24 protein-coding genes are annotated in these 21,590 nt (G+C 71.8%); 15 read left to right on the forward strand and 9 right to left on the reverse strand.

The window, feature by feature from the left end; genetic code table 11:
• Positions 1–33: 33 nt before the first annotated feature.
• Both LT971_RS03740 and LT971_RS03745 read right to left on the reverse strand, forming a co-directional pair.
• Positions 34–360 (reverse strand): glutaredoxin family protein, encoded by a 327-nt coding sequence (locus LT971_RS03740; RefSeq protein WP_237005509.1) that lies wholly within the window; start codon positions 358–360, stop codon positions 34–36.
• 40 nt (positions 361–400) lie between these two features.
• The gene (locus LT971_RS03745; RefSeq protein ID WP_237005510.1) at positions 401–643 is read right to left on the reverse strand and encodes a BolA/IbaG family iron-sulfur metabolism protein; all 243 of its coding nucleotides are present in this window, start codon (positions 641–643) and stop codon (positions 401–403) included.
• Positions 644–729: 86 nt separating this feature from the next.
• Between LT971_RS03745 and LT971_RS03750 the strand changes: the two genes are divergently transcribed.
• From LT971_RS03750 to LT971_RS03780, 7 genes are all read left to right on the forward strand, one after another.
• Positions 730–1,674, forward strand: a complete 945-nt coding sequence (locus LT971_RS03750; protein ID WP_237005511.1) for a ribose 1,5-bisphosphate isomerase — start codon at positions 730–732, stop codon at positions 1,672–1,674.
• A 61-nt stretch (positions 1,675–1,735) separates the two neighbouring features.
• The gene (locus LT971_RS03755) at positions 1,736–2,584 is read left to right on the forward strand and encodes a DUF63 family protein (protein ID WP_237005512.1); all 849 of its coding nucleotides are present in this window, start codon (positions 1,736–1,738) and stop codon (positions 2,582–2,584) included.
• 50 nt (positions 2,585–2,634) lie between these two features.
• Positions 2,635–3,522, forward strand: a complete 888-nt coding sequence (locus tag LT971_RS03760; RefSeq protein ID WP_237005513.1) for an ATP-dependent ribose-1-phosphate kinase — start codon at positions 2,635–2,637, stop codon at positions 3,520–3,522.
• Positions 3,523–3,593: 71 nt separating this feature from the next.
• On the forward strand, positions 3,594–4,538 hold the full coding sequence (locus tag LT971_RS03765; protein WP_237005514.1) for a WD40/YVTN/BNR-like repeat-containing protein: 945 nt from the start codon (positions 3,594–3,596) through the stop codon (positions 4,536–4,538).
• 45 nt (positions 4,539–4,583) lie between these two features.
• Complete coding sequence (locus LT971_RS03770; protein ID WP_237005515.1) at positions 4,584–5,318, forward strand: guanosine phosphorylase; 735 nt, start codon at positions 4,584–4,586, stop codon at positions 5,316–5,318.
• 71 nt (positions 5,319–5,389) lie between these two features.
• Positions 5,390–6,127 (forward strand): DUF2270 domain-containing protein, encoded by a 738-nt coding sequence (locus LT971_RS03775; RefSeq protein ID WP_237005516.1) that lies wholly within the window; start codon positions 5,390–5,392, stop codon positions 6,125–6,127.
• Between the two features lie 176 nt (positions 6,128–6,303).
• Positions 6,304–7,758: a universal stress protein gene (locus tag LT971_RS03780; protein WP_237005517.1), complete on the forward strand. Its 1,455-nt coding sequence runs from the start codon at positions 6,304–6,306 to the stop codon at positions 7,756–7,758.
• A 9-nt stretch (positions 7,759–7,767) separates the two neighbouring features.
• On the opposite strand, the gene LT971_RS03785 is transcribed toward LT971_RS03780, so the two are convergent.
• Complete coding sequence (locus tag LT971_RS03785; protein ID WP_237005518.1) at positions 7,768–8,940, reverse strand: NAD-binding protein; 1,173 nt, start codon at positions 8,938–8,940, stop codon at positions 7,768–7,770.
• Between the two features lie 112 nt (positions 8,941–9,052).
• On the opposite strand from LT971_RS03785, the gene LT971_RS03790 reads away from it, so the two are divergent.
• From LT971_RS03790 to LT971_RS03805, 4 genes are read left to right on the forward strand one after another with little or no spacing between them, the layout of a single operon-like run.
• Positions 9,053–10,315, forward strand: coding sequence for a DUF8167 domain-containing protein (locus LT971_RS03790; protein WP_237005519.1), 1,263 nt, complete (start codon positions 9,053–9,055; stop codon positions 10,313–10,315).
• A complete protein-coding gene (locus LT971_RS03795) occupies positions 10,312–11,520 on the forward strand; it encodes a DUF8167 domain-containing protein (RefSeq protein ID WP_237005520.1) in 1,209 nt (402 codons plus the stop codon). The genes LT971_RS03790 and LT971_RS03795 overlap by 4 nt, the downstream gene beginning before the upstream one ends.
• 32 nt (positions 11,521–11,552) lie before the next feature.
• Entirely contained in the window at positions 11,553–11,834 is a 282-nt protein-coding gene (locus LT971_RS03800; protein ID WP_237005521.1) for a ubiquitin-like small modifier protein 1, read from the forward strand.
• Positions 11,834–12,574 carry a glycerophosphodiester phosphodiesterase gene (locus tag LT971_RS03805; RefSeq protein ID WP_237005522.1) on the forward strand — a complete coding sequence of 247 codons (741 nt, stop codon included), beginning with the start codon at positions 11,834–11,836 and terminating at the stop codon, positions 12,572–12,574. Before LT971_RS03800 ends, LT971_RS03805 begins: the two co-directional genes overlap by 1 nt.
• Positions 12,575–12,617: 43 nt before the next feature.
• On the opposite strand, the gene LT971_RS03810 is transcribed toward LT971_RS03805, so the two are convergent.
• The 4 genes from LT971_RS03810 to LT971_RS03825 form a co-directional block, all read right to left on the reverse strand.
• The gene (locus LT971_RS03810) at positions 12,618–14,261 is read right to left on the reverse strand and encodes a potassium channel family protein (protein WP_237005523.1); all 1,644 of its coding nucleotides are present in this window, start codon (positions 14,259–14,261) and stop codon (positions 12,618–12,620) included.
• Between the two features lie 81 nt (positions 14,262–14,342).
• Entirely contained in the window at positions 14,343–15,275 is a 933-nt protein-coding gene (locus tag LT971_RS03815) for a GNAT family N-acetyltransferase (protein ID WP_237005524.1), read from the reverse strand.
• A complete protein-coding gene (gene gatD, locus LT971_RS03820; RefSeq protein ID WP_237005525.1) occupies positions 15,272–16,552 on the reverse strand; it encodes a Glu-tRNA(Gln) amidotransferase subunit GatD in 1,281 nt (426 codons plus the stop codon). The genes LT971_RS03815 and gatD overlap by 4 nt, the downstream gene beginning before the upstream one ends.
• 35 nt (positions 16,553–16,587) lie before the next feature.
• A complete protein-coding gene (locus LT971_RS03825) occupies positions 16,588–17,244 on the reverse strand; it encodes an ArsR/SmtB family transcription factor (RefSeq protein ID WP_237005526.1) in 657 nt (218 codons plus the stop codon).
• 114 nt (positions 17,245–17,358) lie between these two features.
• Between LT971_RS03825 and LT971_RS03830 the strand changes: the two genes are divergently transcribed.
• Both LT971_RS03830 and LT971_RS03835 read left to right on the forward strand, forming a co-directional pair.
• Entirely contained in the window at positions 17,359–17,697 is a 339-nt protein-coding gene (locus LT971_RS03830) for a DUF5802 family protein (RefSeq protein WP_237006250.1), read from the forward strand.
• Between the two features lie 76 nt (positions 17,698–17,773).
• Positions 17,774–18,658, forward strand: coding sequence for a Vms1/Ankzf1 family peptidyl-tRNA hydrolase (locus tag LT971_RS03835; RefSeq protein ID WP_237005527.1), 885 nt, complete (start codon positions 17,774–17,776; stop codon positions 18,656–18,658).
• A 35-nt stretch (positions 18,659–18,693) separates the two neighbouring features.
• Here the strand turns inward: LT971_RS03835 and LT971_RS03840 are convergent, their stop codons facing one another.
• Complete coding sequence (locus tag LT971_RS03840) at positions 18,694–18,891, reverse strand: HVO_0649 family zinc finger protein (RefSeq protein WP_237005528.1); 198 nt, start codon at positions 18,889–18,891, stop codon at positions 18,694–18,696.
• 122 nt (positions 18,892–19,013) lie between these two features.
• On the opposite strand from LT971_RS03840, the gene LT971_RS03845 reads away from it, so the two are divergent.
• Both LT971_RS03845 and LT971_RS03850 read left to right on the forward strand, forming a co-directional pair.
• Positions 19,014–20,027 (forward strand): N-acetyltransferase DgcN family protein, encoded by a 1,014-nt coding sequence (locus LT971_RS03845; RefSeq protein WP_237005529.1) that lies wholly within the window; start codon positions 19,014–19,016, stop codon positions 20,025–20,027.
• Positions 20,024–21,055, forward strand: coding sequence for a dipeptide epimerase (locus LT971_RS03850; RefSeq protein WP_237005530.1), 1,032 nt, complete (start codon positions 20,024–20,026; stop codon positions 21,053–21,055). The genes LT971_RS03845 and LT971_RS03850 overlap by 4 nt, the downstream gene beginning before the upstream one ends.
• A gap of 187 nt (positions 21,056–21,242) precedes the next feature.
• Here the strand turns inward: LT971_RS03850 and LT971_RS03855 are convergent, their stop codons facing one another.
• Positions 21,243–21,452, reverse strand: coding sequence for a cold-shock protein (locus tag LT971_RS03855; RefSeq protein WP_089669905.1), 210 nt, complete (start codon positions 21,450–21,452; stop codon positions 21,243–21,245).
• Between the last annotated feature and the right edge of the window lie 138 nt (positions 21,453–21,590).

Below are 21,590 nucleotides of genomic sequence, written 5' to 3' on the forward strand. Positions count from 1 at the left end.
CGCGTCGCCGCGAGCGACCTCACCCACCGCCGTTCACTCGGTCTGTAGCGTCGACTCGAGGTCGCCCTGCTCGTCGAGTTCGGAGAGGATGTCGCTGCCGCCGACGAACTCCCCGTCGACGTACACCTGTGGAATCGTCTCCCAGCCGCTGTGCTCCTCGAGGGCCGCCCGGTACTCCGGGAGCGCGTCGAGGACGTTCACCGTCTGGAACTCCTCGCGGTGCTGGCTGATCAGTCCCAGCGCGCGCTGTGAGAAGCCACAGCGGGGCTGCGCCTGAGTCCCCTTCATGAAGAGGACGACGCCGTCGGATTCGATGGAGTCGTCGACGGTCGTCTGGACGCGAACTTGCTCCGAGGACATGTGGAGTCAGACGGCAGCCAGGTCTTTATGATTTGTCTTGCTAGCGCTCCGCATCCTCCGGCGTCCGCGTGCTGACCTTCAGCGCGTGGATGTCCGTGATCATGTGCTCGTCGACCGCGTCGTACACCATCTCGTGCTGTTCGACGAGGGACTTCCCTTCGAAGGCGGGAGAGACGACGTCCGCGGCGAGGTGGTCGTCGTCGTTGGGCCGCGGCGCCGTCACGGTGGCTCGGGCGTCGTCGATCGACGCCTCGATGCGCTGTTCGAGTTCCTCGTGATCCATGGCGGACGAAAACCGTTCGACGCGAATAAACCTTGAGCCAGCGCGCCGTCGCCGAACGCTTTTCTTCGTGGGCGCGTAGCCCGAGTATGGTCAACGAGGACGTCCGTACGACGGCCGAGGACATCGCCGAGATGGAGATTCGGGGGGCGGCGACCATCGCGCGCGCCGCCGCCGACGCGCTGGAGTCCCAGGCCGAAGCCAGCGACGCCGAGAGCCCGGCGGCGTTCCGCGCGGAGATGCGCGAGGCCGCCCGACACCTCCGAGACACCCGGCCGACGGCGGTCAGCCTCCCGAACGCGCTCCGGTACGTTCTCCGGAATCTGGAGGGTGAGACCGTCCGGGCGCTCCGGGCGTCGGCGACCGAGGCCGCCGAGTCGTTCCGCGACCAGCTGGAGCGCGCGCAGGACGACCTCGGGGAGATCGGTGCGAACCGGCTGCGGGACGGCGACGTCGTGATGACACACTGCCACTCGACGGACGCGCTGGCGTGCGTGAAGGCCGCGCTCGACGACGGCAAACACATCGAGGCCGTCGTCAAAGAGACCCGACCCCGCAAGCAGGGCCACATCACGGCCGAGCAGCTCCGCGAGTGGGGCGTGCCGGTGACGATGATCGTGGACAACGCGGGCCGCCGGTACCTCGACGAGGTCGACCACGTACTCGTCGGTGCGGACTCCATCGCGGCCGACGGTTCGGTCATCAACAAGGTCGGGACGAGCATGCTCGCCGTCTCCGCCCGCGAGCGAGGGGTCCCGGTGATGGTCGCCGCGCAGACTCTGAAGCTCCACCCGGACACGCTCACCGGCCACACGGTCGAGATCGAGATGCGCGACGAGACCGAGGTGCTCGCCGACGACGACCGCAAGCGCCTCGGTAATCCGGACGTGGAGAACCCCGCCTTCGACGTGACGCCGCCCCGGTACGTCGACGCCATCGTCACCGAGCGCGGCCAGTTCCCGCCCGAGAGCATCGTCACGCTGATGCGGGAGCTGTACGGCGACGGCACCACGGAACCCTGGACCGAGGAGTAGCCAGCGTCCGGGCCTGAGCCGGAAGGACAACACTTTCCTCCCGAGGCCGACGCCACCTCGTATGAACGCTGTCGCGCTCTCCGCGGTGCTCCCGACCGGGTTCGCGCTCCCGCCGCTGCCCTATCTCGGCGTCGTCGCCGCAGCGACGGTCGCGGTCTTGGCGGGGCTCCGCCGCGAGCGCCCGGCCGTCGACGCCCGGACCGTGCTCGCGCTCGCGCCGTGGATGGTGCTGGGGTCCAGTCTCTACGTCTGCTACCAGCTCGCGCTGTTCCCGGACGCCGTCGCGCCCTTCTTCGGCTCACCAGTCGTCTACGCCACGACGTTCGCCGTCGCGGGCGCCACCTGGCTGGCGGCCCGGCGCGCCGGCTCCGCAGCGCCGACGCTGCCGACGCTCGCTGCAGTCGGCGCCGTGTTCGCTGTCCTGCCGATTGCCGCCGCCCTCTACTGGGGGTGGACCGAGGCGTCGCTGACCGTCGCGTGGCCGCTGGGCGCCGTCGCCGCCGCCGCCGTCCTCACGGTCGCAACGTGGGCCGTCGTCGCCCGCGTCCGGCCCGAGGACGCCAGCACGGTCGGCGCGGCCGGCGTGCTCGCGGTCTTCGGGCACGCCCTCGACGCCACCTCCACCACCGTCGGCATCGACGTGCTCGGGTACGGCGAACAGACGCCGCTGTCGGCCGCCATCATCGAGTTCGCTGCCGGCCTTCCCACCGAGCCGCTGCTCGGCACCGGCTGGCTGTTCGTCCTCGTGAAGCTCGCGCTCGCCGGCGGCGTCGTCGCGCTGCTGGCCGACTACGTTCGGGACATCCCCAGCGAGGGCAACGCCCTGCTCGGCGTCGTCGCCGCCGTCGGCCTCGGTCCCGGGACGCACAACGTCGTGCTGTTCATCGCGGCGAACCCCGCTGGCCTGTAGCGCGAGCCGACCCCGCAGGATTTTAGCCGCGGGGAGCGTTCCGCGGTGGTATGGTCAGAGTCGTCGCCGCCGGCCACGTCAACTGGGACGTCACGCTCCGCGTGGACGCCCTCCCCGACCCGGACGGGGAGGCCGAGATCGTCTCCCAGCGGCGCTCGGGCGGCGGCAGCGCCGCGAACGTCGCCGTCGCGCTCGCGGGTTTCGACGTCGAGACGGGGCTCGTCGGCAGCGTCGGCGACGACGAGCACGGACTGCTCGCCCAGCGCGAACTCCAGGACGCCGGCGTCGACCTCGACGGCCTCCGGGTCGTCGACGGCCTCGAGACGAGTGTGAAGTACCTCGTCGTCGACGGCGACGGCGAAGTGATGGTGCTCGGTAACGACGGCGCCAACGAGGCCGTCGGCCCCAGCGACGTCGACCCCGACGTCGTCGCTGGCTGCGACCACCTCCACCTCACCAGCCAGCGCCCCGAGACCGCCGACCGGCTCGCCGAACTCGCAGGGGACGCGGGCGCCACTGTCTCCTTCGACCCCGGGCGCCGGCTCGGCGACCGCGACTTCACCGCCACCCTCGACCGTACCGACGTCCTCTTCGTCAACGACAACGAGGCCGAAGCCGTCCTCGACGAGGACGCCGCCTATCCCGGGTCCGACTTCAGCGACCGCGTCGTCGTCGTCAAGCACGGCGCCGAGGGCGCCACCGTCCACACCCCGTCGGGGTCGTACAGCCACCCCGGATTCGACATCGAGCCGGTGGACACCACGGGCGCCGGCGACGCCTTCGCCGCCGGCTTTGTCGCCGTCCGCCTCGACGACGGCGGCTACGAGCGCGCCCTCGAGTTCGCGAACGCCTGCGGCGCGCTCGCCGCCCAGCACGAGGGCGCGCGCACCGCCCCCACGCGGCCGGAAGTCGACTCCTTCCTCGACGGCCAGTTCTGAGTCCGGTCCCGGTGTTCGGGGTGGCCCGAGCCACCCCACACAACTTTCGTGGTTCGTCCGGTACGACCGGTATGCACCTTCTCGCCGCCTACCCCGACCGGGTAGTCGCGCTCGACGAGGCGGACGGCACACTCACAGCGGCATTCGAGGGCGACGTGCAGTGCATCGACGACGGTCAGGCGGGCGTGTTCGCCGGGACCAGCGACGCCGTCTATCGCCGCCTCGGCCCCGGCGACTGGGAGCGGGTCGCTGCGCTGGGCGACGTGACCAGCGTCACCGTCGCCGAGTCTGGCGTCTGGGCCGGCACGGAGCCGAGCGCCGTCTACCGCGCCCCCGAGGGAGACTCCTTCGAGCAGTGCGCGCCCCTGGCCGACCTGCCGTCGAGCGGCCAGTGGGCGTTCCCGCCGCGGCCGTCGACTCACCACGTGCGCTGGCTGGAGTGGACGCCGGACCGGCTGTACGCCGCCGTCGAGGCGGGGGCGCTCCTCCGCAGCGAGGACGGCGGGGAGACGTGGCAGGACCGGGTGCCGGCCGGCCCCCGAGACACGCACTCGATGGCGACCCACACCGGGCGGCCAGACCTGGCGTACTCGGCAGCCGGCGACGGCTTCTACGTCACCGAGGACGGCGGCGACACCTGGCAGACGGTGGAAGCCGGCCTCGGCGACCGGACGTACTGCTGGAGCGTCGTCCGGGACCCCGGCGACCCGGACCGCCTGCTCGCGTCGGCGGCGTTCGGCGCGCGCAGCGCCCACACCTACGAGACCGCCGACAGCGCGGTGTTCCGCCGGAACGCCGGCACCGACGAGTGGACGCGCTGCACCGACCTGCCGGGCCCGGAAGGGCTGCTCCGGGCCGAACTCGCCGCGACCGGCGACCCCGGCGGCGTAGTCGCCGCGACCAACCGCGGGGTCTACCGGACCGACGACTGGGGCGAGACGTGGACCCGCCTCACGCCGGACTGGCCACCCGCCCTCGAAGCGGCGGCGCCCCGGGGTGTGGTGGCGCTGGACTGACCGCGACATCCGGGTCTTTTTCTCGCCCACTGGCCAACTCCGGGTATGGCGAAACAGCCCCACCTGCTCGTCGAGGAAGGCGACGTCCACGACATCGCGTTGCTTCCCGGCGACCCCGGTCGCGTCGACCGCATCGCCGGCCACTGCGACGACAGCGAAGTCGTCGCCGAGAACCGCGAGTACAAGATCGTCAACGCCACCTACGACGGCGTCGACCTCACCATCAGCTCCACCGGCATCGGCTGCCCGAGCGCCGCCATCGCCGTCGAGGAGCTGGCGAAGGCGGGCGTCGAGACGTTCATCCGCGTCGGCACCATCGGCGGCCTCCAGGCGGACGTCGAAGTCGGAGACATGATCGTCGCCAACGGCGCCGCCAAAGAGGAGGGCACGAGCAAGCGCTACGAGTCGCCGGTCTACCCGGCCGTCCCGGACTACGACGTGCTCGCGGGCCTCGTCGAGTCGGCCGAGAGCAACGACGAGGACGTGCACGTGGGTCCAATCGTCTCCGACGACGCGTTCTACAACGAGAGCGACGAGTACGTCGCCGACTGGGAGGACGCGAACCTGCTGGGCATCGAGATGGAGGCCGCGACCGTGTTCTCGCTGGCGCGCCGCCGCGGCCTCGCCGCGGGCGCCATCTGCACGGTCGACGGCAACCTCGTCGCTGGCAACCAGAAGGGCGCCGACAGCGACGACGAACTCCCCGAGAAAGCGAAGAACAACGTCGCGCGCGCCATCGACATCGCGCTCGACGCCGTGGCCGACCTGCAGACCGCGTAGTACCGCAGGCCACCCCCGTCTCGTTCTCCCACCGTCCCCGCTTATGGAGCCCGGAGCCGTCTGTCCGGGCTATGAACGGGCCCGACGACGAGGCGGGCGACCACGACCACGAGGAGTTCGACTCGGCGGGCGCCGACGAACGCCAAGTCGGCCGCGAGATGGCCGACGACAGCTCGGGACTCGGGTCGGTGCTGGCTCACGCGTACCGCGGCGAGATCGACCGCGTGGGGACGTGGCGCCAGCGCCTCGACCAGACCACGACGTGGGCGGTCACGGTGCTCGCAGCCATCCTGACGTGGGCGTTCTCCACCTCCGACAACCCGCACTACGTCCTGCTCGTCGGCGTCGTCGTCCTCACCATCTTCCTCTGGGTCGAGGCGCGGCGCTACCGGCACTACGACGTCTTCCGGTCGCGAGTCCGGCTGCTCCAGGAGAACCTCTTCGCGACCGCGGTCGACCCCTCGGAGGGCGTCGAGGAGCGCGACTGGCGTGCTGACCTGAGCAGGGACTTCCGCCGGCCGACGCTGAAGGTCCCTTTCCTGGAGGCGCTCGCGAACCGCCTCCGGCGGATGTACCTCGCGCTGCTCGGCGTCCTGCTCGTCGCGTGGGTGTTCCGCCTCGCGGCCTTCTCCCCTCCCGGCGGCTGGCTGGCGGCCGCCGCAATCGAACGCATCCCGGGGGAGGTGGTCGTCACAGCGGTCGGCGCGTACTACGCGGTGCTGCTCGTGGTCGCGTTCTGGCCGAGAGAGCGCCACGCGAAAGGCGAGTTCCGCGAGGGCGACCCCGAGGAGTGGGAACGCGAGGAGTGACGGCGCAGCTCGTCTCTCACACTCCCGTCTCGGGTGGCGCCGCGGCGGCACTCACGCGGGGAAGCGTCAGGACCAGCGTCTCAGTGGGCGCCGGGCAGGACGCTCGGCCGCCAGTCCGCCAGAGAGAGCGAGCAGAGCCGAAACACACAATACTGGCCGCCGTCGACTCGCTGAACGTGCTCTCCGGACTCCGGAAGCGGCTCGCGGCCGCTCGGCGGCGCATCGCCCGCGTCGAGCGCCGGGAACTCCGCGAGTTCCGCCGGTGGCTGGAGACGACGACCAACCTCCTGCACGTCTCCGTGCTGCTGTTCGTGCCGCTGCTGGTCGGGCTGGTGACGCTGCTGGCGAACACCGTGGGAGCGGTGTCGTTCCTGCTGTTCCCGCCGCTGGCGTCGGGGACGTACACGCTGTTCTCGGACCCGGAGGGGCAGTACTCGGAGCCACGGACGTTCGTCGGGGGACTGACTGTCGGCGCGCTCTGCGGGTGGGGCGCCGTCGAGTTCCTCGCTACCGTGGTCTACGGTGTCCCGCCGAGCGCCGTCGGCGTGGACGCGGGGGCGGCGGCGCTCGCGGTGCTGGCGACCGGCGGGGCAACGTGGGTGCTCGGTCTCGAACTCCCGACGGCGTTCTCGACGGCGCTGCTCGTCCTGTTCACGGGCGGCGCGGGGCTGGCGTACGTCGGCGGCGTCGCGCTGTCGTCGTCGCTGGTGGCCGTCGTGTTCGTCGCGTGGCGCAGCGAGATCTACGAGGAGCGCGCCCGCTACCTCTACCACACCACGGAGGCCGACGACCACGTCGTCGTCCCGATGCGGGGCGACGACGCCCCGAAGGCGGCGATGTTCGGCGCCCGAATCGCGGCCGCCCACGACGCCGGCAAGGTCGTCCTGCTGGACGTCGTCGACGACGAGGACGTCGCGGCCGCCGAGCGCGAGTCCATTCGGAGCGACGGCGCGACCGCGGAGTACGTCGAGAACGCCGAGTCGTCGGCCGAGCAGGATGCCGCCGACGCCTCGGCCCGCCGGCTGGAGACGCAGGCCGCCCGCATCGAGACCAAAGTCGGCGTGCGCTGTGAGGTCGTGGTCGCGGTGGCGGACGGCGACCACGCGGGCACGGTGCTGGCGACGGCCGACGAGGCGAACTGCGACCTCGTCGTCACGCCGTTCGAGGCCGGCGACGGCGGTGGCGGACTGTCGCCGTTCCTCGGGACGCTGTTCGGGTCGGCCATCGACGTGGTGGCGCTCCGGTCGGCCAGCGACCGCACGGAGTGGAAGCGCATCATGGTGCCCGTGCGGTCGGCGTCGAACGTCGCACACGCGATGCTGGACTACGCCGAACGGCTCGCCGGCCGGAGCGGGTCGGTCAGCGTCTGCTCGTGTGTCGACTCCGAGCGCGACCGGCGGCGAGCGGAGTCGACGCTCGCGAACCTCACGGAGACGATGGAGGCGCGCTGCGAGACCCGGGTGTCGCGGTCGTCCGTGGAGTCGTTCGTCGAGCGGAACGACGCCCACTACGACCTCGTGATGCTGGGCGCGAGCACGGACCGGTCGGCGGCGTCGAAGTTCTTCTCCCGGCCGACCTACGAGCGCGTCGCCGGCCTCGAAACCGACGTCGCCGTCGTCCACACCGCGTAGCGGCAGGCGCTACGGGTCCGCCGTGTCCTCGAAGACGCCCTGGGCCTCCCGTTCGGCGTCCTCGTCGCCGAGCGCGGACCGGGCGATGAGTCGGCCACCGATGACTGCGGGGCTGATGACGGTGTCCGCGCCGGCGCGCCGGAGTTTCGCCTCGTTCTCCTGTTCGGTGGCGGCCGCGACGACGCGGACGTCCTGGTGGTTCTCGCGGACGGTGAGCACGACGAGGGCGTCCTCGCCATCGTTGTTGGTCGCCGCGACGACGGCGCGAGCGCGGTCGACGCCCGCCCGCGTCAGCGCCTCGTCGTCGGCGGGGTCCGCGACGAGTACGTGGAGGTCGCGCTCCCGCAGCTCCGCGACGCTGTGGTCGTCGTTGGTCACCACGAGGTACTGCCGGTTGCTGTGGTCGAGTTCGGTCAGAATCGGTTCCGTGAGGTCGCCGTAGCCCGCGACGACCACGTGGCCGTCGAGGGACTCGAGGTCGCTCTGTGTCATGCGTCCGAGGGCGCTCGCGAACCGGGCTTCGAGGGCGGGGCCGAGCAGGGCGGTCAGCGCGATGGCGAAACTCGCCGTGCCGAGCACGAGCACGGACAGCGAGAACAGCCGGGCCTCCTGTGTCGTCGGCGTGATGTCGCCGTACCCGACGGTGCTGGCCGTGACGAGCGTGTAGTAGAAGGCGTCGAGCATCGTCGACACGGACTGGAACCCGTCGTCGCCGCGGAGCGCGTACGTCCCGATGGTGCCGTACGTGAGCACGCCGAACAGCGCGCCGGCGGCGGCGAGCTGGCTGGTCGACAGCGTCACGTGTTCGTCGAACCGGGCGCGAGCGACGGCGAGCACGGGGAACGCCGCCGCCGACAGCACGACCAGCGGCACCGAGTACGGCGTCGCCTGCACCAGTCCCTGCGCGACGGTGACCGGCAGGAGGACGAGCGTCGAGTACCACGCGACGCGCAGCCCGCGACGCAGCCCGAACGCGCTCATCGCCATCAGGAACCCGGTGAGCGCGCCCGTGAACCCCGCCGTCTGGCTGATGGCGGGCGGGACGTACTGCGCTATCGGGCCGAAGCCCGCGGTCGGGTCGACGATGCCGAGGACGCCGGTGGCGACGGAGAGCCCGGCGACCGCCAGCGTCAGCGCCACGGCCACCCGCCCCGTCACGCGTTCGACACCCGGCACGTCCATACTCCTACGCCGGACGCCGCCGGTAATAAGGCCGGCGACGCCCCGGTGGAGTGACGCGATTCGCGTTCCGGCAGCGGTAGGATTTTGACGGCGGGCCGAGTCGGTGCGAGCCATGACTGCGCTCCCCGTGCAGGTCCTGCACGGCATCTACCTCGGGCTGCTGGCCGGCGTCGTGCCGGCGCTGGTGGCGTTCGGGCTGGGGTTCCTGTTCCGGTACGTCGTCGGCCTGACGGTGCCCGCGTTCGGTGTCGTCGTGCTCGGTGTGGCGCTCGCCGGCGTGAACGGTGGGCTGCTGGCGTTCGCCGACCCGAGCATCACCGGCGCCGCGAACGCCGCGACGCTCGTGGTGGCGCTGCTGGTGGTGACGATGCTGACGCTGTACACGCACGCCGTCGGCGACCGGCTCGGCGCGGACCTGCCGCGGCGCATCACGCTCCGGACGCTCCGGGAGCGCACGCTCAGCGCGGACGTCGTCGACCTCGTCGGCGGCACCAGCCGCGTCACGGTCCGGGTGGTCGGCGGCGTCCGGGACGTTGACGGCTACCCGCCGCTGTCGGAGCCGCTGCGCGCGGAACTCCGGTCGGTGGCGTGGGAGTTCCCCGGCGACCTCCGGCTGTCGGCGCTCGAGGAGCGGGTGGCCGACCGGCTGCGGTCGGAGTTCGACCTCCAGGACGTCTCGGTGTCCGTCGACGAGCGCGGGCGGGCGACGGTGGCGGCAGCGCCACCGGCTGCCGGCGTCTCGAAGCGCACGCCGCCGGGGAAGCGCGCGGTGTCCGTCGAGACGCTCGTGCCGACCGGCGTGGCGCGCGGCGACGAGGTCGCGGTCCTGACCGCGGGCGACGGCGGCGTCGAGGGGACGGTGGTGTCGGCCCGCTCAGGCGGCTCTGCGGGCGCCCCGCAGTCGGTCGCGACAGCAGCCTCGTCCAGTGGTGATGACGACGGCGACGACGAGGGGGTCGATGCGGCCGACCAGCCCGTGCAGGCAGCGGCGCCGACGACTACGGGCGGCGACGGCCGGGTGACCGTCGCAGTGTCGCGAGCGGACGCCGAGCGCCTGCTCGCGACCGGGGGCGCGCCGGTGGTCGTGCAGTCCCGCAGCACCGGCCGCGAGTACGAACTCCTCGGCGTGCTGCGGCGGGCGGGCCGGCGCGTCCGCCGCGTCACACTCGGCGAGGGCGACTCGCTCGGCGTGGCGGCCTCGCCGGCGGGCGTCCGGGACGAGTACGGCGTGGCGGTGCTCGCTATCCGGGATGACGACGCCGGCGGCGGCTGGCGCGTGGCGCCCGACGCTGCGGCGAGGCTGACCGGCGGCCAGGAGCTGTTCGTCGCCGGCTCGCGGAGCGACCTCGACCAGTTCGCGGAGGTGGCGTCGTGACCGCGCCGCCCGCGCTCGCCGTCGGCGACGCCGTCCCGGTGGCGTCGCTGGCGGAAGTCGGTGGTCTCGTCGTCGCCGCCGCGCTCGTCGTCGCCGTGCTCGCGGCCGGGTTCCGGTGGTTCTTCCGGCAGCGCGTCGCGTTCGGCGTCGCGTTGCTCGTGGACGCCACCGTCGTCACGCTGTACCTCAACACCCGGGTGGCGCTCGGACAGGCGATATCCGGCGCGACGGGTGCCCTCGAACCGCTGGCGGTGGTGTTCAACCTCGCCGCCTTCGCGGTCGCCGGCGTGCTCGTCGTGCCCGCTGTGCGGTTCGGGGACCGCATCGGCGTGCAGGTGCTGGCGGCCAGCGGCGCCCGCGAACTCGCCAGCGACGTCGGCGACTTCGTGCAGGCCGTGGGTCGCGCCATCGCCGTCGACCTCCCCGAGGACGTCGCGGACATCGACGGCTACGACCCGGTCGCCGACGACGTGAAACGCGACCTCGCCGGGAAGACGCTCGTGTTCCCGCGGCGGCTCACCGTCGAGCAACTCGAGGACCGCGTCGCAGCGCGCCTGAAAGACGACTACGAGGTCGGGTACGTCGACGTGGAGCTGGACGCCGACGGTACGGTCACGCACCTCGGGCTCGGCCGCCGGGTTGCGGGAATCGGCCCGACGCTGCCGCCCGGAACCGCTGCCGTCGCCGTGCACGCCGACCCGCCGAACGCGGCGAGCACGGGCGACCTCGTGCAGGTGTGGGCGACCGGCGACGGGAACGACGACGACGACGACGACGCCCCGGGGAGGGTGGCGACGGCCGAAGTCCGGGCCGTCCACGGGGACGACGTCACACTCGCCGTCGACGAGGCGGACGCCGAAGTGGTCGCGGGCGGCGAGTTCCGGCTGGCGACGCTCCCTCGGGAGCCGGGCGCCGACCACGAGTTCGCGGCGGTGTTGCGCGGCGCCGACGAGACGATGTCGGTCGTGGACGTCGCGGCCGGCAGCGACCTCGACGGCGCGACGGTCGCGGACGCACCGGGGGCGGTCGTGGCCGTCCGGTCGAACGGGCGCGTCGAAGCAATCCCGGACGCCAGCCGCGCGCTCGTTGCCGGCGACGCCGTCTACGCGCTCGCCAGCCCGGAGGCCGCCCGGCGGCTGGAGGCCGCGGGTGCGGCGCCGCCGGGCGCCGACTCGACGCCGGCGGACGACGCCGACGCCCCGTAGCACATATGCCGGGCGACCGACGAGGAGAGCACATGGAGTGGCAGCTGTTCGCAGACCTCTCGGACGTGGCGGGAGACGACCGGGTCGCCGTCGACGTGCCCGCGGAGGACGCGACCCTGCGGGACGCCGTGGACGCGCTCGTCGAGGACCGGCCGGCGCTCGGGGAGCGCGTGCTCGCCGACGACGGCAGCCTGCACTCGCACGTCAACGTCCTCGTGAACGGCGAGAACGTCGACGCGGGCGGTGACGGCCTCGACACCTCCCTCCAGCCGGGCGACGAGCTGGCGATGTTCCCGCCGGTCAGCGGCGGCTGATGCGCGAGCTCGCCCACCGGGGGTTCGCGGGCGTCGCCCCCGAGAACACGCTCGCTGCGGTCGAGGCGGCCGTCGACAGGGCGGACGGCGTCGAGGTGGACGTCCAGCCCGCGAGCGACGGCACCCCCGTCGTCTTCCACGACCACCGTCTCGGCAGCGGCGGCGACGCCCGCGGCTGCACCGACCTGTCGGGGTTCGTCTGGGACGCCAGTCCTGATGCGCTCGCCGATGCCGACGTGCTCGGGTCCGGCGAGGGCGTGCCCACGCTCGCGGCAGTCACGGAGGCCGTGCCGCCCGACACCGTCTTCCACGTCGAACTGAAGTCGCCCGGCTCTGTGACCGAAATCGGGGCCGAGGGCCCCGGAGCGAGCCGGTGGCGGCCGTTCGTCGGGCGCGTCGCCGAGGTGCTCGCCGACGCCGACGCGCCCGTGGTGTTCTCCTCCTTCTTCGACGGCGCGCTGGCGGCCGCCTCGGAGACCGCACCCGACGTCCCGCGCGCGGCGCTCTGCCTCGACGGCGAGACGGGACTCGCCCGCGCCAGCGAGTTCGACTGCGACGCCATCCACCCGCCGGTCGACGCCGCGGACGCCGACCTCGTGGAGCGCGCACACGCCGCCGGCCTCGACGTGAACGTCTGGACGGTCGAGACGTGGCAGGCGGCCCAGCGGTGTCGGGAGGCTGGCGTCGACGGCGTCATCGCCGACTACCCCGGCGTCACCGACTACCTCGACGGCGATTGAGCCGGCGGTTGCAGACCGCCTCTGGTGGCTCGGCCGCTGACAGTCACTCCCCCGTCCGTTCGAAGTCCTGCATCGCGTGGTCGCTGCCCGCGACGAACACCTCGTCGTCGGCCTCGACGGTCGTCCCCTCGTCGGTCAACACCTCGTCGTCCCGTGCGACGCCGACGACCGTCCAGCCGGCGTCCGGGTTCCCGCAACCCTCCACGCGCCGACCGGCGAACCGCTCTCCGTCCGCGCGAACGAGCCGGATCTGCGAGACGGGGTCCATCACGCGCTCGCCGTGGACCTCGCTGGCGACCAGCCGCGCGCTGACGCGCTGGACGGACAGCACGTAGTCGGCGCCCGCCCGGAACGCCGGCGACGCCTTCTCCTCGTCCGTGACCCGCACGAGAATCTCGACGCCGTCGGACAGCGAGCGCGCCATCGCGACCGTCAGCAGCGTGGTCGCGTCGTCGTCGACGGTGACGACGAGCGCGGTCGCCTCCCCGATGTCGGCTGCCTCCAGCACCTCGGGTTCGGTGACGTCCCCGACCACGTCCGCCCCGCTGTCGGCCGCCTGGTCGACAGTGGTCACGTCGGCGTCCTCGGGCAGGGCGTCGACGGCCGCCCGCCCACCCTCCCCCAGCCCGGCGACGACGACCTGCGAGTGCGGGCGACCGTGGGGCCGCCGGACTCCCGCGACCTCGCTGGCGGCCGCCTCGATTTCGGACTCCGGGCCCGCGACCACGAGGACGGTGTTCGGCGTCAGCCGGTCGTCGGGCGACGGCGGCACCCTGAGTTCGCCGTCGAACCAGCCCGCGACCAGCGTCAGCTCCGGGTGTTCGGCCAGCGGCGACTCGCCGACGAGCACGCCGTGCAGCGGACTCCCGCGGCGCACCAGAATCTCGCGGATGGCGACGTCCTCGTCGGCGTCCCCCGGGACCGACACTGGCGTCGTCGCCTTCTCCGCGAGCCGCTGGCCGATGAGCGCGTGCGGCGCCACGCTCCGGTCGACGCCGACCTCCGCGAGCGCCGTCTTCCGCCGCGTCGACTCCGTGAAGCTCACCACGCGGAGGTCCTCGTTCGCCTCGAGCGCGGTCAACACGACGCTCGCGGTCTCCCCGCCGCTGTCCGTGATGAGCACTGACGCCTTCCCGATGGACGCGCGGTCGAGGTCCTCCCGAGTCTCCGGGTCGCCGTTGATGGCCTGATAGCCGTCGTCGGAGAGCCGGACTGCCTCATCTTCGTCGCTCTCCACGAGCACGTAGTCGACGCCGAGCACCTCCAGTTCGTCCAGCAGGACCTCCGTGTCGCGGCGGTACTCCGCGAGCACGACGTGGTCGTGCTTCGGCGTCAGCCGGTCGTCGAGGTTCAGCGGCGTGCGCTCGAACAGCGGGATGACGAGCACGCGCAGCGTCACGAACCCCATCACGACCCCGGAGACCTGCATGAACGCCACGAAGAGGTTCATCCACGGGGTGTCCCACGGCGAGTCGGCGCCGAACCCCGTCGTCGTCAGTGTCTCGATGACCGTGTTCAGGGCCTGGAACGGCGTCCGCGGACGCCCCTCCAGCGCCGCCATCCCCCAGTAGTAGACGCCCGTGTAGACGAGCACGAGCGAGGTGATACCGGCGAGGAACACCAGGAGGAGTCGCTGGCGTCTGGTGAGGTCGTTTGGTCCGCGCGGCAGGTCCCGTGGCAGTTCCATCTCCTCCAGTGTACCGGGGCTCGTGGCAAAACGTTTGGCAGTGACCGCTCCGGACGACTGGCCGGCGGCGGGCCGTCGACGCTACCCGCGGTAGTCGCTGGTGAGGTCGGCGGCCATCACGAAGTCCGGCTCGTCGCCGATCTCGGTCCGGGTCACGGCGACGTCGCTGACCATCCCGACGTCCTCGGGAATCAGGACGCGCGTGCGGTCGGCGTCGACGCTCGCGGCGTCCCGGGCGACGGCCGCCAGGAGGTCCTCGGCGGCGTCCCGGTCGGTCCAGCCGGCGACGCCGTACTCGGCCCACGTCTGTTCGACGCCGTCCTCGTCCTCGCGGTCGTACGTCCGCGTGCGGAACGTGAACCCCTCGGTGCCGGACGTGTCGTCCTGCACGACGAGCAGGCCGTCTCGCTCGTCGCGAGCCGCCGCCAGCCGCCCGCGGGTGAGCTCGGCCAGCGCCCACGACTCCTCGGTGTGCAGCGCCAGCCCCCGGAGTTCGTTCCGGGCGTGGCTGTCCTGCCAGTACCGCCACGCCGCGTTCACGTCGTCCGTGACCTGCCGGCCGGGGTCGGCGCTCGCGTCCGGCGTCGGGTGGACCCACCGGAACTCGGTCGCGGGCGCGAACCCGGCGGCCCGCGAGTGCCCGAGCCCCATCACGTTCCACGAGAACACCATGTTCCGGGCGACCGTCGCGCCCCGCTCGCGCGCCCAGTCGAAGCCGGCGTGGACGAGCCGCAGGCCGACGCCGGACCCCCGGTAGTCGGGGTTCGCGCGCATCCCCTGCGCCCACGCCTCGTGCTCCGAGAGCCGGACGAGCTGGACGATGCCGGCGATGTCGTCGCCCGTGTCGGCGACGAACGTGCGCTGGCGGGGGCCGTCGCTCTCGACCCAGTCCTCGAAGACGCGCGGGATGTAGTCGCCGTCGTCGCGGCGGTCGGACCACGTGTCGCTTGTGAACGCCGCCACGTCCTCGTAGTCGTCCAGTTCCGCCTGCCGGACGGTGATCTCCACGCTCATGTCCACGGCCGGGACTGCTCGGTCAGCTCGCCCGCCAGCGACTCGCCCATCGCCGCCTCGGGGTCGTCGGCGTTCGCGAGCGCCCACATCAGCTTCACCTTCGCCGTCCCCGGGAGCGTGTCGCCGGCCTCGACGACGCCGGCGTCGAGCAGGTCGCGGCCCGTGTCGTAGACGCGGTCGCAGACCCGGCCCTCGAGACACTGGCTCGTCATCGCGACCGTCGTCCCGTCGTCGACGAGGCCGCCGATGGTCTCGACGAAGTCCGTGTGGACGTGCCCGAGCCCGGTGCCCTCGACGACGACGCCGTCCTTGCCCTCACAGGCCGCGAAGAACGCCTCGTCCATCCCGGGCGTGAACTTCACCAGCTCCACGTCCGGCTCGAGGTCGGGCTGGAGGGCGAGGTCGCTGCCGCCGCGCTCGGCGTACTCGCCATCGAAGGAGACGCCACGGGCGTCGGCGGTCGCGTCCTCGCTGGCGGCGTCGTAGTCGACGTACCCCAGCGGCTCCGCGCCCACCGTCTCGAAGGCGTCGCGGCGGCTCGTGTGGTTCTTCCGCACCCGGGTGCCGCGGTGGAGCGCACACCGGTCGTCGCTCTCGGAGGCGTGCATGCAGACCAGCACCTCGGCGGCGTCGCTCTTGGCGGCCTCGACGGCGCAGACCGCGTTCATGACGTTGTCCGAGGACGGCCGGTCGGCTGACCGCTGGCTGCCCGTGAACACGACCGGGACCGGCGTGTCGAGCATGAACGAGAGCGCGCTCGCGGAGAACTGCATCGTGTCGGTGCCGTGCATCACGACCACGCCGTCGGCGCCGGCCTCGATCTCCTCGCGGACGGCCTCGGCGAGGTCCCGCCAGATGGACGGCTCCATGTTCTCCGAGAGGATGTTCGCGACGACCCGGCCCCGGTAGTTCGCGCGGCCGGCGAGGTCCGGGACGGCCCGAAGCACGTCCTCGGCGTCGAAGCGCGCCGTGACTGCGCCCGTCCGGTAGTCGACCGTCGACGCGATGGTGCCACCGGTGGAGATGAGCGCGACGGTCGGCAGGTCGTCGTCGAACTCGACGGCGGACTCCGTCGACTCGTCACCGCTATCGGCCTCCACGTCGACCACGCCCGCCTCGAGGACCTCCACGTCGGCGTTCTCGTCCTCGACGCCCACGTTGTACCCCGAGTCGAGTTTGACGACGAGGTGGTCGGGCGACGTCGACGGCAACAACACGCCCTCGTGGGTCCGGTCGCCGCGAGTGACGCGCACGCGGTCCCCTGCGTCTGCTGTCATACGCAGGAGTACCGCGTCGCTGGAGGAAAAGGTTGCTACTCCGCGATGGCGTACTCGCCGCCCGACTGCTCGACGACCACGTCCCGCTCGGCGAGCGTCTCCAGGACGCCCTCCACGAGCGGCTCGGGGGCGTCCAGTCGGTCGGCGACGGCCGCCGGCGTCCCGACGCCGTCCGCGAGCGCCGCGAGCACGTCGGCGTACAGCCGGTCGGGGCCCTCGCCGATGGTGTCAGCCAGCTCCGTCTGGACGTCGGCCAGCCGGCCCTGCACCCAGCGCTGGGCCAGCGACAGCTCCCGCTCCAGGTCTTTGAGTTCGTCGAGTTTCGCGGCGAGCTCGCCGACGTCGTCGTCGGTCGAGCGCTCCTCGATGCGCACCGAGACGTACTGGCACCGCGTCAGGTCGAGGTCGGCGCTGGCCGGGTACGCGGACTTCGCGCCGAAGTCGAACGGCGACAGCTGGACCTCCAGCCGGAGGTTCTCGGAGATGTGGAAGTACTTCCGGCGCTGGTCGTCCACCCGAGACTCGACGAGGCCGGCCTCCTCCAGCTGGCGGAGGTGGTCGATGACGGCCTTCGGACTCACGCCGATGTACTCGGAGATCTCCGTGACGTAACAGGGCTTGCGCGCGAGCAGCCGGAGGATGCGTCGGCGGTTCTCGTTGCCGAGCAAGTCCAGCAGTGCCCCGGAGTCCATGCTACGAACTGGTTGGCGGTCAGCGCTGAAAAGGGTGTCTGCTCGGTGGAAATGCGGTACGGCTTAAACGTTCGCCGACGAACTTATCAGTGAGCACGGTAGAGGATGACACGCATGTTCGAGGCGTTCTCCAGCGGCTACTACCTCGGACGGCTGTACGTCGAACCCGCCGACACCGACCGGGCTGCGATGAACCAGTCCCAGCACGAGCGGGTCAACGAACAGCTGTACGCAACGGACGACGGACTGTCGCGAACGGACCTTCCCCTCGTGATGAAACTCGGGGCGGCACACCTCGCGGTAGACGGCCAGGAGAACGTCCCAGAGCGAACACTCGCGGTGCCCGCCGACCTCCTCGAGGACCTCGACGTGGACAACCCGCCGACGCTCTCGGAGGTCCTGCTGGCGAAACGCGACCACGCCGCTCGCTTGCTGGACATCGGCGCGGTCTGAGCCGGGGCCGCCAGCGCGCCAGTAGCGCCGACGGCCGGGCACAACGCCTTTACTCGCGGGCGTCCGCCGTCTGTCCATGCTGGACGACATCCTCGGGCGCACCGAACTCAAGGAGCGCATCGAGGACCTGGAGGGCGAGAAGGAGTCGCTGGCGAACCAGCTGGCGGCCGAGGAGGAGCGCCGCAGCGAGGCGGCCCGGAAGCGACAGGAAGCGGAGCGCCGCGTGAACGAACTGGAGGCGAAAATCGAGGAACTCGAGGACCGACTGGACCGGGCGGAGGCCGACGACGCCGGCCCCGATTTCCGGGGTCGGGCGGACCTGACCGGGCGGCGCCGCGAGCGCGTGCTCACCTTGCTGGCGAGTCTGGAGGCCGGCGAGGAGGGGGTCCTGACGGCGTACGTCCCCGACGACCCGCCGGACGCGGTCCGGGACGCGCTCGGGGAGCGCGCCCCGCTGGTCGAGCGAGCCGCGCCCTGCGTGGTCGTGCGCGACCAGGAGGGCGTCGTCTCGCTGGCGCTCCGGCCGCCGAATCCCCCGGCGGCGGCCTTCTGCGAGTGGGGCGAGACGGCGCGCGTCGACCGCGAGTGGGTCGCGCCCACTGGCCGGTACGCGCTCGCCGTGGTGCGCGCAGACCTCTTTGCAGTCGGCACCTATCAGGACGGACAGCAGGAGTCCTTCGAGGGGTTCGAGAGCAACGTGAAAAGCGACCACTCGAAGGGCGGGTTCTCGCAGGCGCGCTTCGAGCGGCTGCGCGACGAACAGATACGGGAGCACGTCGAGAAGTGCCGCGAGGCGCTGGCCGACGTCGAGGCCGACCGGACGTTCGTCGTCGGGCAGGAGACGCTGCTCGGTGAGTTCGACGCGGACGCGACGGCCGCCGTGGACGCGACGGGCGACCCCGAGGACGCGCTCGCGGACGCCCACGAGGACTTCTGGACGCTACCGCTGTCGCTGCTCTAGCCCGAAGCGGAGCAACGTCCGGCTTTCCGGACGTCTCAGAGCGTGTACGTCCGTTTTCTGACGCGCCCGCAGCGCGGACAGATGTGGCTGTAGTGGACGCGGCTGCCGTCGGTCGTCGACCGCCACCGGCCGCCGTCGTCCTCGTAGCCGCAGGCCGAGCACTCCATGTCGACGCGTTCGAGGCGGCTGCGCATCCGGTCGAGCGCAGTCACACCCCTGTGCTTCGTAGCCATACGTTCCGGTACGCGGCGAACCGGTAAATAGTGTGTGGGTAGTTCACACGAGCCACGGGACTACGTGGGGGTCGTTTGCCCCCTGCATCAGGTTTACCACGGCCGGGAGCTACCGGTTCTGCATGAACGTCGCCTTGCTCGCCCACGAGCAGTTCCCCGACCGCGCGAAGACCGCGGTCGGCGTGCTGCGGTACGCCGACTACGACGTGGCCGCCGTCCTCGACCGCGACACCGCCGGCAGCCGGGTCGCCGACCACGTCCCCGGCGTGCAGGACGCGCCGGTCGTCGCCTCGATGGCCGACGTCGACGAGGCCGTCGACGCGCTCGTCGTCGGCATCGCGCCCATCGGCGGCGGCTTCGAGGAGTCGTGGCGGTCGGACGTCCGGACCGCCCTCGAACGGGGCGCCGACGTCTACGCCGGCCTCCACTACTTCCTCGCCGACGACGACGAGTTCGCGGCGCTCGCGGACGAACACGGCTGCGAGCTCTGGGACGTCCGGAACCCGCCCGAGGACATCGGCGTCGCCGAGGGGACCGCCGGCGACGTCGACGCGACCGTCGTCACTACGGTCGGCACCGACTGCTCGGTCGGGAAGATGACCGCCACCCGCGAACTCTACGAGGACGCCCGCGACCAGGGCATGGACGCTGCGTTTGTCGCGACCGGTCAGACCGGCATCCTCATCGAGGGCGAGGGCGTGCCGGTCGACCGCGTCGTCTCGGACTTCGCCGCCGGCGCCGTCGAGGGGATGGTCGTCGAGGCGGCCGAGGACCACGACTACGTCTTCGTCGAGGGGCAGGGAAGCATCGTCCATCCGGCGTACTCGGGCGTGACGGCGAGCATCCTACACGGGTCGATGCCCGACGCGCTCGTGCTCTGTCACGAGGTCGGCCGGGACTCGGTCCACGGCTACGACCAGGCGATTCCGCCCGTCGAGTCGTTCCCCGAGCGCTACGAGACGTTCGCCGAGCCAGTCAGCGATAGCCACGTCGTGGGCGGCATGCTGAACACCCGGAGTGTCGACGACGACGACGACGCCCGGGACGCCGTCGCCGACTTCGCCGACACTATCGACGCGCCCGCCGACGACCCCGTTCGGTTCGGCACCGAGGCCGTGCTGGAGGCGATTCGATGAGAGCCGAGTTCGAGCGCCGCGAGTTCACCCTCGAACACCCCTTCACCATCGCCCGGGGCACGCAGGAGACCGCCGCGAACGTCGTCGTGGAGGTCCACGACGAGGACGGGAACACGGGCGTCGGCGGCGCCGCTCCGTCGGCGCACTACGGGGAGACGGCGGCCACCGTCGAGGCCGTCCTCCCGGCGCTGCTGGAGGTCGTCGAGCGCGTCGACGACCCCGAGAACCTCGCGCGCATCGAGACGGGGATGAAGGAGGTCGTGCGGGACAACCCCGCCGCCCGGGCCGCCGTCTCCATCGCGTGCCACGACCTCGCCGCGAAGCGCGCCGACCTCCCGCTGTACCAGTACTGGGGGCTGGACCCGGCGGACACGCTGGAGACGTCCTACACCATCGGCATCGACGACGCCGAGACGATGCGCGAGAAGACCCGGCAGGCCGTCGACGCCGGCTACGGCACGCTGAAGGTCAAACTCGGGACGCCCCGCGACGAGGAGCTGCTGTCGACGGTCCGGGACGCCGCGCCGGACGCCACCATCCGCGTCGACGCCAACGAAGCGTGGAGCCCCCGGGAGGCCGTCCGGAACATCGAGTGGGTCGCGGACTACGGCGTCGAGTTCGTCGAACAGCCCGTGCCCGCCGAGAACCCCGAGGGCCTCCAGTTCGTCTACGAGCGCGCTGAACTCCCCATCGCCGCCGACGAGTCCTGCATCACCGCCAGCGACGTGCCACAGATAGCCGACAGGTGCGACATCGCGAACCTCAAACTCATGAAGACCGGCGGCCTGCGGGAGGCCCGGCGCCTCATCCACACCGCGAAGGCCCACGGCCTCGAGGTGATGTGTGGCTGTATGATCGAGTCCAGCGCCAGCATCGCCGCCGCCGCGCACCTGGCGCCGCTTTTGGACTACGCCGACCTCGACGGCTCGCTGCTGCTGGCCGACGACGACTTCGACGGCGTCCCCATGCCCGCCGGCCACGTCGACCTGCAAGCGGTCGACCGGGCCGGAACTGCTGCACGAGAGTAACGGCTGCGAGACTGCGGTACGCGAACAGCGGTCCCGTGGCTACCGTCCGAGAACAGGTGTCCCAGCGCCGAGCCGGCGGCTGGGACGTGTGGATTGCTGCTCCGAATCCGCGCAGAGCGCGAGCTACGGAGCGTAACTGTAGTGATAGTAAAGAGTCAGCCGTCGTCAGAGACGACGGGCGGCGGCGTTACTCGTTACGGACGAGGTTCGTCGCGCGCGGACCCTTCGGGGACGATTCGATGTCGAACTCGACTTCCTGACCCTCTTCGAGGTCCGGACCGCCGACGTCCTCCATGTGGAAGAAAACGTCCTCGTCGTCGTCGACGTCGTCTGCGTCAGTCGAAATGAAACCGTAGCCGCCCGTGTCGTTGAAGAAGTCAACCTTACCTTCTGCCATTGCAACCATCCGTAGGGCCGGTTCGGGGATAAGAGTTGCGAGTGTCGGCGTACCACGGTCCGCTGCACCACGAACGAGGAACCGGCGGGTCGACGGACGGGACTGGGCCCCGACGGACTAGCACAGTCTCAACAGGCT

Origin of the sequence: Halobacterium rubrum, from assembly GCF_021729015.1 — an archaeon.
GTDB classification, from domain to species: Archaea; Halobacteriota; Halobacteria; order Halobacteriales; family Halobacteriaceae; genus Halobacterium; species Halobacterium rubrum.